14 protein-coding genes are annotated in these 16,025 nt (G+C 52.1%); 11 read left to right on the top strand and 3 right to left on the bottom strand.

Annotated elements, in window-relative coordinates; genetic code table 11:
• Positions 1-306: 306 nt before the first annotated feature.
• The 8 genes from AC0QHF_RS08470 to AC0QHF_RS08435 all read left to right on the top strand — a co-directional run bounded on the left by AC0QHF_RS08470 (position 307) and on the right by AC0QHF_RS08435 (position 9,629).
• Positions 307-2,118 (top strand): fatty acyl-AMP ligase, encoded by a 1,812-nt coding sequence (locus tag AC0QHF_RS08470; protein WP_324703768.1) that lies wholly within the window; start codon positions 307-309, stop codon positions 2,116-2,118.
• A 151-nt stretch (positions 2,119-2,269) separates the two neighbouring features.
• Positions 2,270-3,079, top strand: coding sequence for an aspartyl/asparaginyl beta-hydroxylase domain-containing protein (locus AC0QHF_RS08465; RefSeq protein ID WP_324703767.1), 810 nt, complete (start codon positions 2,270-2,272; stop codon positions 3,077-3,079).
• Between the two features lie 8 nt (positions 3,080-3,087).
• Positions 3,088-3,219 (top strand): hypothetical protein, encoded by a 132-nt coding sequence (locus AC0QHF_RS08460; protein WP_324703766.1) that lies wholly within the window; start codon positions 3,088-3,090, stop codon positions 3,217-3,219.
• Positions 3,220-3,287: 68 nt separating this feature from the next.
• A complete protein-coding gene (locus tag AC0QHF_RS08455; protein ID WP_324703765.1) occupies positions 3,288-5,087 on the top strand; it encodes a fatty acyl-AMP ligase in 1,800 nt (599 codons plus the stop codon).
• Between the two features lie 184 nt (positions 5,088-5,271).
• Positions 5,272-5,751 (top strand): acyl carrier protein, encoded by a 480-nt coding sequence (locus AC0QHF_RS08450; protein WP_324703764.1) that lies wholly within the window; start codon positions 5,272-5,274, stop codon positions 5,749-5,751.
• Entirely contained in the window at positions 5,751-7,073 is a 1,323-nt protein-coding gene (locus tag AC0QHF_RS08445; protein WP_324703763.1) for an aminotransferase class I/II-fold pyridoxal phosphate-dependent enzyme, read from the top strand. Before AC0QHF_RS08450 ends, AC0QHF_RS08445 begins: the two co-directional genes overlap by 1 nt.
• Positions 7,074-7,246: 173 nt before the next feature.
• The gene (locus tag AC0QHF_RS08440; RefSeq protein WP_324703762.1) at positions 7,247-8,821 is read left to right on the top strand and encodes a B12-binding domain-containing radical SAM protein; all 1,575 of its coding nucleotides are present in this window, start codon (positions 7,247-7,249) and stop codon (positions 8,819-8,821) included.
• 292 nt (positions 8,822-9,113) lie between these two features.
• A complete protein-coding gene (locus AC0QHF_RS08435) occupies positions 9,114-9,629 on the top strand; it encodes a hypothetical protein (RefSeq protein ID WP_324703761.1) in 516 nt (171 codons plus the stop codon).
• 310 nt (positions 9,630-9,939) lie between these two features.
• On the opposite strand, the gene AC0QHF_RS08430 is transcribed toward AC0QHF_RS08435, so the two are convergent.
• Positions 9,940-11,364 carry an ATP-binding protein gene (locus tag AC0QHF_RS08430; protein ID WP_324703760.1) on the bottom strand — a complete coding sequence of 475 codons (1,425 nt, stop codon included), beginning with the start codon at positions 11,362-11,364 and terminating at the stop codon, positions 9,940-9,942.
• Between the two features lie 297 nt (positions 11,365-11,661).
• On the opposite strand from AC0QHF_RS08430, the gene AC0QHF_RS08425 reads away from it, so the two are divergent.
• The 3 genes from AC0QHF_RS08425 to AC0QHF_RS08415 all read left to right on the top strand — a co-directional run bounded on the left by AC0QHF_RS08425 (position 11,662) and on the right by AC0QHF_RS08415 (position 13,424).
• Positions 11,662-12,561, top strand: a complete 900-nt coding sequence (locus tag AC0QHF_RS08425) for an ATP-binding protein (RefSeq protein ID WP_324703759.1) — start codon at positions 11,662-11,664, stop codon at positions 12,559-12,561.
• A gap of 3 nt (positions 12,562-12,564) precedes the next feature.
• Positions 12,565-12,918: a hypothetical protein gene (locus tag AC0QHF_RS08420; RefSeq protein ID WP_324703758.1), complete on the top strand. Its 354-nt coding sequence runs from the start codon at positions 12,565-12,567 to the stop codon at positions 12,916-12,918.
• Between the two features lie 104 nt (positions 12,919-13,022).
• Positions 13,023-13,424, top strand: coding sequence for a hypothetical protein (locus AC0QHF_RS08415; RefSeq protein WP_324703757.1), 402 nt, complete (start codon positions 13,023-13,025; stop codon positions 13,422-13,424).
• A 137-nt stretch (positions 13,425-13,561) separates the two neighbouring features.
• Here AC0QHF_RS08415 and AC0QHF_RS08410 read toward each other — a convergent pair whose 3' ends face one another.
• Both AC0QHF_RS08410 and AC0QHF_RS08405 read right to left on the bottom strand, forming a co-directional pair.
• Positions 13,562-14,464, bottom strand: a complete 903-nt coding sequence (locus AC0QHF_RS08410) for a DMT family transporter (RefSeq protein WP_324703756.1) — start codon at positions 14,462-14,464, stop codon at positions 13,562-13,564.
• Positions 14,461-15,807 (bottom strand): TldD/PmbA family protein, encoded by a 1,347-nt coding sequence (locus AC0QHF_RS08405; protein WP_324703755.1) that lies wholly within the window; start codon positions 15,805-15,807, stop codon positions 14,461-14,463. Before AC0QHF_RS08405 ends, AC0QHF_RS08410 begins: the two co-directional genes overlap by 4 nt.
• Between the last annotated feature and the right edge of the window lie 218 nt (positions 15,808-16,025).

Genomic DNA, 16,025 nt, shown 5'->3' with positions numbered 1-16,025 from the left:
ACACCTTAAACGGTGGGTTACGGCGGATTGCTAGATTGCCATCACAGCCTGGGTTTCAGCCGCCTAACCCACCCTACCGGACTACCGGACTATTGGACTGGCAACCGGGGATCGGCAATCGGATCTGGGAACCGGGGACGGTGGCCCCCACAGCCGATCGCCTCATTCTTCCCGGTTTGGCTGGCAAATGGTGTATAAGTACAGTCGTACCCGGCGCTCGTTGGGAACAAATACCTGCCGGTCGGGAATCTTTACGAACCGGCCCGGACAAGGTTCAGGTGTGATTTTTTGTTGAGGGATTGCCAGATGCCGACCCAGATGACTCAGTATGCGACACTCGTGGACCTGTTGCGCGATCGCGCCGAAACAATAGGCGATCGCTTGGCCTATACGTTTTTGGCCGACGGGGAAACTGAGTCGGGGCGGTTGACTTACGGGGAACTAGACCGGCAGGCCAGGGCGATCGCCGCCCACCTGAGAGCCCGCGTCTCCCCCGGTTCCCGCGTCCTCGTCGTCTACCCCTACACGGCCGGGTTGGAATTCATCGCCGCCTTTTTCGGCTGTCTCTACGCCGGCGTCGTCGCCGTCACCGATAACCCGCCGCGATCGGCTGCAGGACTGGAAAAAACCGTCGCCCGCCTGCAATCTTCGGAAGCCGAAATCGCCCTCACCACCCGGGGCCTGCTCTCCCACCTGCGGGGATTGTTGCAAAAACAGCCGCAATTGACGGGTTCCCTCGAAAACATCCCCTGGATCGCCACGGACGCCCTCTCCCCCAATTCTGCCGCCGACTGGACGCCCCCCGACATCCAAACTGATACCCTCGCCTTCCTCCAGTACACCTCCGGCTCGACGGGAACCCCCAAGGGGGTGATGGTGACGCACGGCAACGTCCTCCACAATTCCGCCATTATCTACAACTGTTTTGAACATACCGAAAACAGCCGGGGCCTGATCTGGCTGCCGCTGTTCCACGATATGGGACTCATCGGCGGAGTCGTCCAACCCCTCTACGGCGCGTTTCCGGTTACGCTGATGTCGCCGGTGGCCCTGATTCAGAAACCGATGCGCTGGCTGGAGGCGGTTTCCCGCTACAAGGCCACCACCAGCGGCGGGCCGAATTTCGCCTATGACTTGCTGTGGCGGCAGGCGAAAGCTTCCGATCGCGATCGCCTGGATTTGAGCAGTTGGGAGGTGGCGTTTTCCGGAGCGGAACCCATCCGCGCCGAAACCCTAGATCGATTTGCACAAACCTTCGCCCCCTGCGGTTTCCGTCGGGAGGCGTTTTATCCCTGTTACGGTATGGCGGAGACGACGTTATTTATTTCCGGGGGCTCGAAGGCGGACGCCCCGATTGTGGAAACGTTCGACGGCGCGGCGTTGGAGGAAAATCGCGCCCTGCCGGTGGCTTCTGATCACCCCAAGGCTAAGGCGGTGGTGGGGTGCGGCCGGGGTTGGTTGGGGGACGAGATCGCGATCGCCGACCCGGACACCCTGCAACCCCTCGGCGAGGGGGAAGTGGGGGAAATTTGGGTGCGCGGCGCCGGGGTGGGTTTGGGCTACTGGAATCGGCCGGAGGATACGGAGCGGACGTTCGGGGGGAAATTGGGCGATCGCGGGCCGTTTCTGCGGACGGGGGATCTGGGATTTATCCGAAATGGCGAGTTGTTCATCACGGGCCGGATCAAGGAAATGATGATCCTCTGGGGCCGCAACCACTATCCCCAGCACATCGAGCAGACGGTGGAGGCCTGCCATCCGGCCCTGCGCCCGGGTTGCGGGGCGGCCTTCGCGATCGAGGTGGAGGGGGAGGAACGGTTGGTGATTGCCCAGGAGGTGGAACGGCGGTTTCTGCGGAAGCCGGACGTGGAAGGGGCGATCGCGGCCATCCGCAAGGCGATCGCGGATCGTCACCTGGCGGATGTCTACGCGGTGGTGTTGTTGAAGACGGGGAGTTTGCCCAAAACCACCAGCGGCAAGGTGCAGCGCCAGATGTGCCGGCGTCGGTTTTTGGAGGGGACTTTGGATGTCGTGGGGCGGTGGCAATATGATGCGTCCGAGGAGAGCAATATTTCGGATCTGGTGCGCCGGGAGGATATGGCGTCTTCTCAGGTTTAGAGTCGCCGGAATTGGGGAGATGCGATCGCCCCCCTTTTCTCGAAATCAATCTTCGGGCAGATGCGATATAATTGTCGGGTAATATGATAAAATGGAGTTCGATTTTGGGTCGCCAGCCCCAATCATTTCGGAGTGAGGAGATGTCAAATTGATGCGCGATTTATCGTTCAAAAAGATTCGGGAAGGACTTCGGTATTTCTTGATTTATCGAGTCGGCGAGCCGATATTAAGGAATTTTGAAAAGGCGATTTCCAAGTCTTCTAAAATTGGCAACACGCCCTTTTTTGATGCCCAAAAATATCCCGAATATTTTGAGTGGGTTCCGATGCTGGAGGAGAATTGGCATTTGATTCGGGAAGAATTGGATCGGCTGCTGCCCTACCAGGAGAATTTGCCCAATTTTCAGGATATTTCGCCGGATCAAGGCTACAGCACCAGCACGGACAATTTGTGGAAAACTTATTTTCTGTACGGGTACGGTGTCAAATCCCCGGAAAGTTGCGATCGCTGCCCGGAAACCACCCGTATAATCGAAAGTATTCCGGGGTTGAAAACTGCCTTTTTTTCGATTTTACTGCCCGGAAAGCACATCCCCGAACATCGCGGCCCCTTCAAGGGTGTGATCCGCTGCCTGCTGGGATTGAAAATTCCCGAACCCCGGGAAAAGTGTCGCATCCGCGTCAAAGATGAAGTGCGACATTGGGAGGAGGGAAAATGTCTGCTCTTTGACGATTCATTTCCCCACGAAGCCTGGAACGAAACCGACGGCATTCGGGTGGTTTTGTTCCTCGATATCGTCCGCCCCCTGGGGTTGCCATTGTCGTGGATCAATTCCCTGTTGATCTGGCTGATTTCCATTTCCCCCTACGTCCGGGACGGAACCGCCAACCAGAAGAAATGGAACCGGCGTTTGGACGAGATTTTCAACCGCAATCGCCGGCCGGAAACGGCCCATCAATAAAGCGGAGAATGGGGTCGAAAACTTACGACTTCGATCCCACCTTTGTCAACCTCCCCAGGTCGGAACGTCCGCGATCGCCCGTCCCCGGGTTCATCGTCGCCCCGTCGCCCACGCGAATAAAAGTGTTGCAAAATGATTGAAATAGGTTATATTATCCTGGAACAGTAAAATTTTTTTCCACATTAACTAACTCAATCATTAAGACTGAATGACTGCTTTCCAACATCCGTTTGATGCAGCAACGTTAATCGAAATTTTAAAGGGTCGGGCCATCCATGAACCCCACCGAGTTGCCTACACCTTTTTAGTGGATGGAGAAACCGAAACCGTGAGTTTCACCTACGGGGAGTTGGAGCGTCGGGCGCGGGCGATCGCGGCCCACCTCCAATCCACCTGCCAACCGGGCGATCGGGCCCTGCTGCTGTACCAACCCGGCCCGGATTATATTACCGCATTTTTCGGCTGTCTGTACGGGGGTGTCGTGCCGATCCCGGCCTACCCGCCCCGGCCGAACCGCTCCCTATCCCGCATCCTCGCCATCCTGGAGAACGCGGACGCCCACCTCGCCCTCACCGCCTCCGCCGTCCTGCCGGCCCTGCAACGGCAATTCACCCGGGTTCCCGAGCTGCAAAGCCTGCGGTGGGTCGCCACCGACACCGTAGCCGAGGATTGGGGCGATCGCTATCAAGCTCTGGACGGGCAACCCGATGCCCTCGCCTTCCTCCAGTACACCTCCGGGTCCACATCGGTCCCCAAAGGGGTGATGATTTCCCACCAAAACCTACTGCACAACTCCGCCTGGATTTACCGCCGCTTCGGCCACTCCCCCGAAAGCCGGGGCCTGATCTGGCTGCCGCCCTACCACGACATGGGGTTAATTGGGGGCATCATCCAACCCCTGTACGGCGGGTTCCCCGTCAGCCTGATGTCGCCCCTGATGTTCCTGCAGCGCCCCCTGCGGTGGCTGCAGGCGATCTCCCGCGATCGCGCCACCACCAGTGGCGGGTCCAATTTCGCCTATGACCTGTGCGTGCGGCGCGTCACCCCCGAGCAGTTGGACACCCTGGATCTGAGCAGTTGGGAGGTGGCCTTCAACGGCGCCGAACCCATTTCGGCCGACGTGATAGAGCGGTTCGCCCGCACTTTTGAACCCTGCGGCTTCCGGCGGGAGGCCTTCTACCCCTGCTACGGCATGGCTGAGGCGACGCTGCTGGTGACGGGGGGGCGGAAAACTGACGCCCCCGTGTTGAAGACGCTGCGGGCCTCCGAGTTGGAACGGCACCGGGCGATCGCGGCCAATGGAGATCCGGACGACACCCGCACCGTCGTGGGTTGCGGCGCGGGCCTAGAGGACCAAACCATCGCGATCGTCGATCCCCACAGCCTCGAAAGATGCGAACCCGGACGGGTGGGGGAAATTTGGGTGTCCGGACCCGGCGTCGCCCGGGGCTACTGGAACCGGCCCGGGGAAACCGAGTCCACCTTCGGCCAATACCTGCCGGAGACGGGGGAAGGGCCGTTTTTGCGGACCGGCGACCTGGGCTTTTTGGAAAATGGAGAATTGTTCATTACCGGCCGTTTGAAGGATGTGATCATCATCAACGGCCGCAACCATTATCCCCAGGATATCGAGTGGACCGTCGAACAAAGTCACCCCCTGATCCGTCCCAGTTGTGCGGCGGGATTTTCCGTGGACGTGGGGGGGGAAGAGCGGCTGGTGGTGATCGCGGAAGTGGAGCGCTACTACTGGAAGCGGCGATCGCGGGCGGCGGTGGCGGAGTCGGCCCCCTTCAAGCGATCGCGGGCCGCGGCCACCGAAGATTCCCTGAGTACCAAGGATCTGATCCAATCCATCCGCCGCGCCGTCTCCCAAAACCATGACTTGCAAGTGTACAGCACCCTGCTGCTCAAACCCGGGACGATTCCCAAAACGTCGAGTGGTAAAATCCAACGTCATGCCTGTCGGGCCGGTTTTCTGGCGGGGACTCTGGAAGTTGTGGAAGACTGAATCCGGACTTCCGACGGGGAAGTTGCCGTCGCCCGATCCGGTGTCGGTCGCCCTTCCTACTTTGGGGGGTTCGTGGCAAAATAACCATCATAATTTGGTTTGAAGGCCCCCAGACCTGGCCGATTGTCAAGTCAGCCCGGAAATCTTGCCGAGTCAGACGCACTAAATTGTGATGGAGGAGTGAATGGTGCAAGTGTTGAACCACTCTTGGAACGGAAAAGATGTCGAACCCCCCTCCCGAATGGGCGATCCGGCCGAAGCGTCCGGGATTTCCCCGGGGAGATCGCCCGATGCCGAGGCGATCGAGACTTGGCTGAGGGCCCAACTGGCCGATCGCCTGGGATTGTTTCCGGACGACATCGACATCGACGAGGATTTTGCCAATTACGGCCTCAATTCCATCGAGGCGGTGAATTTGTCCGGCGATCTGGAAAATATGCTCGGCCGCCGGCTCCCCCCCACCCTGCTATGGGACTACCCGACGATCGGGGCGATCGCGGATTATCTCGCCGAGGACACCTCCCCTGACGCGGCGGCGGCCGGCGACGGCCCGTCCCTGAGTCCGGAAGAAGCCGCACGGCTACTCGGAGAACTCGACCAGATGTCCGATGTCGAAGTGGACGCTTTGCTCAATTCCATGTTGTCTGAAGAGGAACGTCATTAATGGCCAACTTATCCGATCGCACCGCCCACCTTTCACCCCGACAAAAACGGGATCTTCTGGCCGAACTGCTGCGCCAAAAAGCGGATCGGGAAGCGGTGCCGGACATTCCCCCGGAATACTACCGCTTCGACCTCTATCCGGAGTACCGCAAACTCAAACGACAGCAGCAGGAAATTGCGGCCCTCGGCATCGAAACTCCTTTCTTTACCCCCCAGGACGGTATCACGGGCAGTACCACCCTCGTCAACGGCCGGGAGTTGATCAATTACGCCACCTACAACTATCTGGGGATGTCTGGCGATCCGGCTGTCTCTAAAGCCACCAAGGCGGCGATCGACCGCTACGGCACCTCCGCCTCCGCCAGCCGCCTCCTGTCCGGGGAAAAACCCATCCACCGGGAATTGGAGCGGGAAATCGCCGATTTTATCGGCGCGGAAGATAGCATCGTCTTCGTCGGCGGCCACGCCACCAACGTCACCACCGTCGGCCACCTGTTCGGACAAAATGACCTGATCCTCCACGATGCCCTCAGCCACAACAGCCTCCTGCAGGGCTGTTTGCTCTCGGGCGCCACCACCGTCGCCTTCCCCCACAACGACTGGCAAACCCTGCACCAACTCCTCAAAGATCGTCGCCACCGTTACCGGCGGGTGCTGATCCTGATCGAGGGCATCTACAGCACCGACGGCGACATCCCCGACTTGCCCCGGTTCGTGGAATTGAAGCGGCGGTACAAAACCTTCCTGATGGTAGATGAAGCCCACTCCATCGGCGTGTTAGGAAAGCAGGGACGGGGGATCGGCGAACATTTCGGCTGCGATCCGGCGGACGTAGACCTGTGGATGGGAACCCTGAGCAAGTCCTTCGCCAGTTGCGGCGGCTACATCGCCGGCTCGGCGGCTTTGGTGGAATACCTGAAATATACCGCCCCCGGCTTCGTCTACAGCGTGGGCATTTCCCCCCCCAACGCGGCTTCGGTTTTGGCGTCCATCCGCGTTTTGAAAGCCGAACCCGAGCGGGTGGCCCGACTCCGCGATCGCGCCCGACTGTTTCTCGACCTGGCCAAAGAACGCCATTTCAACACCGGGACGAGCAAAGATTCCCCGATCGTTCCCATTATCGTCGGGGACTCCCTTGCCTCCGTCCAACTCTCCCAAAATCTCTTCCGCCGGGGCATCAACGTCCCTTTCATGTTCTACCCCTCCGTCCCCCAAAACGCGGCTCGCCTGCGCTTTTTTATCACCTGCAACCACACCGAAGCGCAAATTCGCCAGACGGTGGATATCCTCGCGGAAGAGATCGCCCAACTCTCCGATTTTTAGCAGGCTGGTATAGCGGTTTTCGATCCGATGAGATCTGAAAAATCCCCCTAAATCCCTCTTAAAAAGGGGGACTTTTACTCCCGGATCGTACCTCACTCCCCTGAGAAACGCTATATCATAACCACAGCTTACAATTGATTATCTAATCCGTTGACCTTTACTTGGTGCAATCCATGAGAGTCTTACTGGTTTACCCCATTTTTCCCCAAAGTTTTTGGTCTTTTGAAAAAACCCTGGATTTGGTCAACCGCAAGGCTCTATTGCCCCCCCTGGGTTTGATCACGGTCGCCGCCATCCTTCCCCAAGAGTGGGAATTTAAACTCGTCGATCGCAACGTCCGGGCCGTCACCGAAGCCGAGTGGGACTGGGCCGATCTGGTGATTTTATCTGCCATGATCGTGCAGAAAAAAGATTTCCTCGACCAAATTCAAGAGGCAAAAAAACGCGGCAAACCCGTCGCCGTCGGTGGCCCCTACCCCACCGCCCTGCCCCACGAAGCCCGGACGTCGGGCGCCGATTATCTGGTGTTGGACGAAGGGGAAATCACCCTCCCCATGCTCGTCGAAGCCCTGGAACGAGGCGAAACTCACGGCATTTTCCGGGCCGAAAATGGCGAAAAACCGGATGTCACGACAACCCCCATCCCCCGCTTCGAGTTGTTGGAAAAAGAAGCCTACGACATGATGGCGTTGCAGTTTTCCCGGGGCTGTCCGTTCCAGTGCGAATTCTGCGATATCATCGTCCTCTACGGCCGCAAATCTCGCACCAAAACCCCCGCCCAATTCCTCGCCGAACTGGACCGCCTGGTGGAACTCGGCTTCACCCAGGGCATCTTTTTGGTGGACGACAATTTTATCGGCAACAAACGCAACGTGAAATTGTTGTTGCGGGAGATGAAGGAATGGATGGCAAAAAATGACTATCCGTTCCGGATGTTGACGGAAGCATCGGTGGATCTCGCCCAAGATCAGGAGTTGATGGATCTGATGGTGGAGGCGAATTTCTATTCGGTGTTCCTGGGTATTGAAACCCCGGACGAAGCCAGTTTGGAACTCACGAAAAAATATCAGAATACCCGGGATTCCCTCGTCGATTCGGTGGACAAAATTACCCGCGCCGGACTGCGGGTGATGGCCGGATTTATCATCGGTTTCGACGGGGAAAAAACGGGGGCGGGCGATCGCATCATCCGTTTCGTGGAGACAACATCCATCCCCGTGGCGATGTTCAGTATGTTGCAAGCCCTCCCCAATACGGCCCTGTGGCACCGCCTCAATAAGGAAGGGCGACTCATCGACCCCCACGAAAGCGCCAACATCAACCAAACGACTCTGATGAACTTCGTCCCCACCCGCCCCATTGAAGAGATTGCGCGGGAATATGTGGACGGATTCTGGAAACTTTACGACCCCCAGGCGTTCCTCGATCGCACCCACCGCTACTACCTCAAAATCGGCGCCCCCCGCAACTCGAAATCCACCCGCAAACGCCTGGAATGGAAGACGATTCGGGCGCTGTCGATCCTGCTGTGGCGGCAGGGCGTCGTCCGCAAAACCCGCTGGACGTTCTGGATTTATCTGTTCGATATCATGCGTAAAAACCCCGGCGTGGTGGAACTGTATCTGATCATGTGCGCCCACTTTGAACACTTCTACGACTATCGAAAAGTGGTGCGCCAGCAAATCGAATTCCAACTCGCCGAATTCATGAAGAAAAGGAAATCCGCACCCCTCAAAAAAGTCGCCTAAAACCGCAAAAATGAGGAGAGATTTTGTCTCTCCTCTTCTTTTTAATTTTCGGCTAGTTTGGAAACGAAATCCGACAACCTACATCAGCAATTCCCAACTTTAAAAGCACAGCGCTACAATTATAGCAGTACGCAAGTAGGTTAGGACACATCCTTTCTCTGTGTTCCTCTGTGCCTGGAGTGGTAAAAATTTCCATCGGGGCGATCGCGATTCGGCAGAAGCCCCGAAATGTGGTATCCTCCATATATTTCTCAAATTGGCTTCAAAAACCATCCCTTCCCAGAGGATATCAATGAAACGGAAACACCTGATTCTACCCGGAATCATTTTCTTGCTCGGTACTGCATTCCTGGGGACAGCCGTGGCCCGGGAGCTGACCGACCAAGAAAGGACAGTCGTCTGCAAACTTAACGATGTGGTTGAGGAGGCGGGAAGAGACGGTTTCGACCTGGCATTTTGGCCCGTCGTTCGCAAGGGACCGGCGAGAGTTAACGCCCCGTTAACCCTCCGACTCGATCCTTCAATTGAATATGTCTTTGTCGGCTACTGCGATGAAAATTGCAGCGATGTCGAATTGAAAGTGAGAACCCTGAGCGGAGAAGTCCTCGCTTCCGAAGAGGAAGTCCTGTCGGTGATTTCTTTTGAACCCCCCTTCACCGACGATTACGAATTGACGCTCAGAATGACGGACTGCAGCACCGAAGAGGGTTGCGTTTACGGAATTGGCATTCTCGCCCCCCGGGGTGTGAATGTGCCCAACTCTTCCGGCTTACCCAAGGAACTGGCTCAATTTGAACTGTGCGATTGATTTTCCCCCGTGCCTGAGTCGTGCCCGGAGATCCGATCCGGGCTTTTACAGTATTTTACATGAGAAATCCCATAAGAAACCGGGTTTCTAGAAGGATGTTTGTTTTGCCATCGAGATCGGGCATAGAAACCCGGTTTCTAGAGTTACGGTAGGGGCAAGAAACCGGGTTTCTAGAAGGATGTTTGTTTTGCCATCGAGATCGGGCATAGAAACCCGGTTTCTGAAGTCATTTTTGCAGAAGAAAATGAACTGTCAGTTTTCCCGAACCAACATCCACGTCGCCTTCGTCAAAGGCTCAACAGCTATCTATTTATAGATCTTGCCTAGTTTTAACATATTGCGCCATGACTGAATTTAAACTAAAAAGTGTCGTGTCTCCTTGCTGTTTGGTTTCCAATATAAATCGCCTCACTAGAGATTTTATTCCATTAATTAAATCGGAAAGAGGTAATTTGACTCGATTTGAAATGTCCGATAAGGGGATCGCCTCTGTTTCCTTTGAAAGTTGAGTAACAATGACCACCTCACGAGCACTTAAGCGCTGAAACTGTTGTTCTAGGTGCCAACATAATGATTCGTCCAAAATCGGCATCTCATATTGTAAAAAATTACCAACTTTACCACCAAACAATTCTCGAATTAGGGTGGCGATTATATTTAACCAGAGCGGGTTGCCTTGATAAATATTGATCAACCTTTCCCATGTTTGTTGATCGGATAACTGATGGGAAATAAAAATATCTTTTGCTGCCATTCCCAAACCATCTAACACCAAAGTAAAAATTGGCAAATTTAATTGTTCTAGTTCTGCAATTTCTCTCGGTTTCTCCGAACTAATTAAGATGAAACAGCTCTGATGATAAACTTCGGAAACTTTTTTCAAAAATAAATGATAATCTTGACAAACTGATTGGTATTGACCCGCAAATTTACCGGGACTGAAAATTTCCTGTACGTTATCTAAGAGAATGAGGCAACGATAGTAGCGTAAGTAGCTCAAAATTCGGCTTATTTTAGTTTCGATGTCTAGATTTTCATTCATCTTAGATGACAGTGAAAATATTTTTAATAATTGATTTAAAATCGTTTCTAAAGTCGGGGAAAAGCTCAAGTCGCGGTATATGATAAAATTAAAGTTGCTTTTTATTTCTTCGGCAAGACTTATAGCTAGAGTGGTCTTGCCCATACCACTAACGCCTAAAATTGCAACTATTTTTGCACAATTATTATTGCCATTATTGCGCGGATCATTTTCTTCACTTACGACCCATCTTTTAAGTATAGATAATTCTTCATCACGTCCATAACATTTCAAAACTTCCGGCGCGTCACTTAAGTCCAGATAAGGTTGATCTTGGGGTTTTGGTTTTGGCAGATCAGAAACCGGCGATCGCATGTGTTCGGGAAAACAACTTACATTGTTATTAACCGTGACATGATCTCTCCCAATCACTGGTGAAATATTAGCGTTATTAGCAATTATCGCTCTCTCTAGTATCGACCTGACATTAGCTTTACTAACCTCTTCGCCTAATGCATCTGCAAGTATTTTCCATAGTTCTGATGCCACGACTCTCACATAACCTTCGCTGCAATCCCGATCTTGAGCGATTTTAGCATATTTCCTTCCTTGCAGAGCTTCTTTGAGGATCGCCTCCTGCAAGTCATCTAGATGTTTCCCTGTTTTAGAAAACACCCTTTCATCGGCAAATCTTAAAATTTTATTAAGCTCCATAGCTGCTTTTCCGAGTAACTTTTGCTAATGTTACATGACATTTTATAACACTTTTCATAACATCATATAACATTTTATAACGATGTCAAGCTCATCATCGCTGCAAAGGAGGATGAGAAAATTATGTTCACACAAGATTGAAATCGCGCAGATTTGAGAGTTCCAAATCTGGAACAATCTATCGGGAGGGAATTTTCTGGTTTAGGTCAGCTCTAGCATCTCTCAAATTGGCGATATCCTCATTGCACTCTACTGTTGTAATGGGTATAGGACAACAAGCTATATTAAACTCAAAGCATGGAATATGAAATAGTTAAAGACAAAACCGCTCCGAGCAGCAAAGAGCAAACCAGCAGTTTGAGCGAGACACCGCAGTGGAGATTGGATGAAATTGCGTTATCAAAAAGTACCCGCGAGCAAATAGAGGAAATGATTGCTTATGTAAATAATCGGGATAAGTTATTTGTAGAATGGGAGTTTAATCGGTTTCTCAAAACTGGTAAAGGTTTGAGTATCAACTTTTTTGGCCCCTCTGGTACGGGTAAAAGCATTACTGCTGAAGCCATTGCTCATCAATTGGAGATGAGCATTATTAAAGTGAACTATGGCGAGCTAGAATCCGAATTGGTAGGAGGAACATCCAAAAATATATCAAAGGTTTTCCAAGAATCGGAAAAAAGCCGTAGTTTATTATTCTTTGATGAAGCTGATGCTGTCTTGAGTAAAAGAATTTCAAATTTATCTCAAGCCGCCGATTATGGGGTCAATTCAGCCAAAAGCACATTATTGACCCTGATGGATAAATTTAATGGTGTGATTGTTTTTGCTACCAACCTGTTTGAAAATTATGATGATGCTTTTTTAAGGAGAATCATATTTAATGTAGAATTTCCTGTACCTGATCGAGAAATGCGGACTCAACTATGGCAATTTCATTTATCTAAAAATATTCCCAAAAACATTAGTTATGAGAGAGCTACCGAAATGAGCGAAGGTTTATGTGGGGGTGATATTAGAAATATAACCATTAAGCTAGGTCTAAAATTGTTAGTTGGTAAAGCTCAGGTTATTGACGAGCCTATCCTCTCTGAGGAAATCAACAAATACAAAATTATCAAGCTGCATCACCAAAAAATCAGTTTGGCAAATGCGACTAGGATAGAAACAAGCTCGACTTCAAATTTAAGAGAGGAATAACTCATGGCTATCGATCCGATTAGTTGGACTTTTGTTGCTGCCGCTGCAATCAGTCTTGGAGCTGGATTTAGTTCTTATTGGGATGAAATTAAAGCTTGGGCTGACCGTGTATTGGCTCAAATACTAGATACTGTAAACCAAGGTCTTGAAGTAGTTACAGATGCAGTAATTTCTTTTACAAAGGAAAAAAATAGATATTATAAACAAGCTGAAGTTTATGTAATGAATATTAACACTCATCAGGTGAGACTTGAAAGGACAAAGGAAATCATAGAATTGTCTGATATTCCCGAAGAATTTCGACAACAGCTTGAAGAAAGAGCCAAATTAAAAATTATGCAAATGGAAACTCAATAAAAAAATCAAAAATATATTGTTCAAGAAATCGAAAATATGGGGTAATGTTTTTGATTGCTTGAGCTTAAGGATCGACAACAACAACGATATAGGTAAATTAATCAATGCCAAAACCTCAAGAAACATCCGCATATCAATTTCAGCGATTTTTAAATAATATCAAAAATATCCACGAGCAAATATCTCAAGCAATTCAAGGCTATCCAAAGATCGAAACATGGGCAAGTCTTGAAAAGAAAACTTTAAATTTTGATTTGCTGGAAGATGATCTAAAAAAGATACACAGAATTCTTAAAAAGGATGGAGCGTCTATATTAGGAACTCGTCTAATTTTAGATGACAAAAAAAACTTGATCGAGATCAAAATTTATAGTCAAAAAGGTGCAAAAAATTATGTCGATACTACCCGAGCTGAAATCGACCGCCTAAAAAATATTCCACCCGATATTATGGAAGAAATTAAAAGGAAAGGTAGGGTCGAATTAAATCTTAAATTTGACGACTAATAAAAACGTGCCAGCACCTCCTTTTATCATTCACTCTTCGCCAAAATATTTTGGTATTTTTATTGCAATATTTTCAGAATTCGCATGAATTTAAGCTCCCCGAATAATTAATTTTTAAAAATCGGAACATTTATTACTCAACCCAAAAATAACATCGCCACCCCGACGATCGCCACCAACGCCCCCAAAATCGCCCGCCAACTGACGCGATCGCCCATTGCTATCGCGATCGGCAAGACGAACAGCGGACTCGTCGAATTGAGAGTTTGGGCAATACCGGCGGCGGTAAATTTCAGGGCGGTTTGCTGCAACCAAATCCCCAAATAAGTGCCGAAAAATGTCGCCAAAATAATAATCCCCAACACCCGCCGGGACTGCAACGGTTTGAGTAACGCGGCGGGGGATAACCGCTGAGTCGGCAGGGCTAAAACCAACACCGCCACGCCGCCCACAATTCTTAATAAGGTACTCCACAGGGGGCTGATGCCGCTTTGGGTGAGTGCCAGATGGGATAAAATCGCCCCCGTGGACTGGGATAAAGCCGCGATGCTGCCGAAAATCAAACCCCGCGTCAATCGTAGCGGCATTCCCACCATTTCCGCCGCCCGTTCCGTAATCACCCAGGCGATGCCCAACACCGTCAGAAAAATTCCCCCCCACGCCGTTAAAGAGAGTCTTTCCCCCAGAAAGATAAACGCGATCAATGCCGTCAGGGGAGGGGCGAGGGTTTCCAACAGCAACGCCCGCCGGGGACCGAGACAATTTAAAGTTGTAAAAAATGCGGTATCTCCGATGCCGATACCGATGATGCCGCTGAGGGGAAGTAAGCCGAAAACCCAGGGAGTAAATTCGGGCAGTTCGCCCCCCGATTGCAGGGCGATGGTGAGTAATAAGAGGGCGATCGCGATTCCCCCTTTGATCAGGTTCAAACCCAGGGGGGAAATTTGCGTCCCCACCCGGGCGTAAATCACCGACGCGATCGCCCAAAACAGTGCCGCGAATAGAGCCGCGATTTCCCCTGTAAATTGGGTGAATATCATCCCTCTCCGGTGATCGACAATCCTTCCACCCAAACCCGGGGAGAAACCCCGCCGTCGGTGAGTTTAACTTCCGGTTCCACGCAGACGATGGATTTGAGCAATTGTCTGATATCTCCGGCGACGGTTGCCGACTCGATACTGACGCGATCGCCCCCTTTAATCATCCAGCCGTCGAAGGGCAAAGAAAACGACCCCTGCAAAGACTGAACCCCGGAATGGAGGGCTTGCAATTCGTCGATCCAGATCACATTATCCGCCGTTTTAATATTGTAAGAATCGCCATTTTCGCCGCTTCCCGGCGCCACGCAGAAGAAATTCGGACTCACCGAAACTTTCGCCCCGATGCCGGCGTTTCCGGTAGGCTGGGCGTTCATCCGGCGGGCGGTGATGGAACTGTGCAGGAAGTTCGTCAACACGCCCTTTTCAATTAGGGGCACTTTCCCCGTCGGCGTTCCCTCCCCGTCGAACGTCGTCGCGGCGATATTTTTGGGGTGCAGTTCGTTATCGTTAACCGAGAGAAGCGGAGATGCGATCGCCTGCCCGATGGATTCGATGGTGGACAGACTTTGGTTGTCCAAAACGCTCTGGGCATTGAACAGGTTAGAAAATGCCCCCAAAATACTCAAAAACGCCTCCGGCGAAAACAGGACCAAATATTTCCCGGACTTAATTTTTTCGTACTCGATATGGCTGATAGTTTTCTCCGCCGCCTCCTGCCAACAGCCCTCGATATCCAACTGTTGCAAACTGCGCCCCAAACGGTACGCCCCGCCGCTGCGCGGCTTTTTCCCTTCTTCCTCCGTTTTGCTGTAAAAATAAACCGAAGAATAGGACAGACTTTCCTGCCGCACCGCCCCCTCGCTGTTGAGGTAAAATCGCACCAAATCCCGCTGGGATAAACCATTGTAAGGAACCCCGACGATCGCCGGGTGGGCGTCCAACAACCGCCGTTCCGCATCCAGCAGGGTATCCACCAATTGATCCATCGGCGCCTGAGATGCGGTGCGATCGCCCATTTCTTCGATGGGAGCAGCCGCCAGGGGGCTGAAATCGGGGACGTGTTCTTTCGCCCCGAACCGACTCGCCTCATAAGCCGTCTGCAACGCCATCTCCAACCCCTTCGGCGTGGTGTCCGTGGTGGATGTCACCCCCACCGTCCCGTCACTATTCCAAACCCGCACCATCACGCTCGATCGGTTGGAGGCACTCACCTGCTTGGGCACGCCCTGATTCACCTCGGCGCGGCTCGATTCAACCGTGGCGCCGTAAACGTCGAATTTGCGAACCCCCAATTGGCTGGCGGCATCCTTAATTTGTCCGATCAAACTGTCAGTATTCATCATCTTATTTTGAGTTTCTCAAGTGTCTAAATTCTATCCGATTTTTGGATCAAATTTGTGACTCCAATCTGTCATCTGTAATCTGTGGGGGCAACCGTCTCTGGTTGCCCATTTCATCTGGTTGATGGATTTGATTAGATGGGCGATGAGATGGGCAGGCACAGAGGCACTGCCCCCACAGTCTCAATCCCATCTAATTTGTAGATGAGATAGGCAGGCAC

It is taken from the genome of Lyngbya sp. CCY1209 (assembly GCF_055795065.1).
The sequence above is the reverse complement of the archived record's forward strand: the minus strand, read 5'-3'. Positions and strand labels throughout refer to the sequence as shown.

Coding starts and splice junctions, on each gene's coding strand:
- AC0QHF_RS08470 (WP_324703768.1), top strand. CDS start 307: ATGCCGACCCAGATGACTCAGTATGCGACACTCGTGGACCTGTTGCGC.
- AC0QHF_RS08465 (WP_324703767.1), top strand. CDS start 2,270: ATGCGCGATTTATCGTTCAAAAAGATTCGGGAAGGACTTCGGTATTTC.
- AC0QHF_RS08460 (WP_324703766.1), top strand. CDS start 3,088: ATGGGGTCGAAAACTTACGACTTCGATCCCACCTTTGTCAACCTCCCC.
- AC0QHF_RS08455 (WP_324703765.1), top strand. CDS start 3,288: ATGACTGCTTTCCAACATCCGTTTGATGCAGCAACGTTAATCGAAATT.
- AC0QHF_RS08450 (WP_324703764.1), top strand. CDS start 5,272: ATGGTGCAAGTGTTGAACCACTCTTGGAACGGAAAAGATGTCGAACCC.
- AC0QHF_RS08445 (WP_324703763.1), top strand. CDS start 5,751: ATGGCCAACTTATCCGATCGCACCGCCCACCTTTCACCCCGACAAAAA.
- AC0QHF_RS08440 (WP_324703762.1), top strand. CDS start 7,247: ATGAGAGTCTTACTGGTTTACCCCATTTTTCCCCAAAGTTTTTGGTCT.
- AC0QHF_RS08435 (WP_324703761.1), top strand. CDS start 9,114: ATGAAACGGAAACACCTGATTCTACCCGGAATCATTTTCTTGCTCGGT.
- AC0QHF_RS08430 (WP_324703760.1), bottom strand. CDS start 11,364: ATGGAGCTTAATAAAATTTTAAGATTTGCCGATGAAAGGGTGTTTTCT.
- AC0QHF_RS08425 (WP_324703759.1), top strand. CDS start 11,662: ATGGAATATGAAATAGTTAAAGACAAAACCGCTCCGAGCAGCAAAGAG.
- AC0QHF_RS08420 (WP_324703758.1), top strand. CDS start 12,565: ATGGCTATCGATCCGATTAGTTGGACTTTTGTTGCTGCCGCTGCAATC.
- AC0QHF_RS08415 (WP_324703757.1), top strand. CDS start 13,023: ATGCCAAAACCTCAAGAAACATCCGCATATCAATTTCAGCGATTTTTA.
- AC0QHF_RS08410 (WP_324703756.1), bottom strand. CDS start 14,464: ATGATATTCACCCAATTTACAGGGGAAATCGCGGCTCTATTCGCGGCA.
- AC0QHF_RS08405 (WP_324703755.1), bottom strand. CDS start 15,807: ATGATGAATACTGACAGTTTGATCGGACAAATTAAGGATGCCGCCAGC.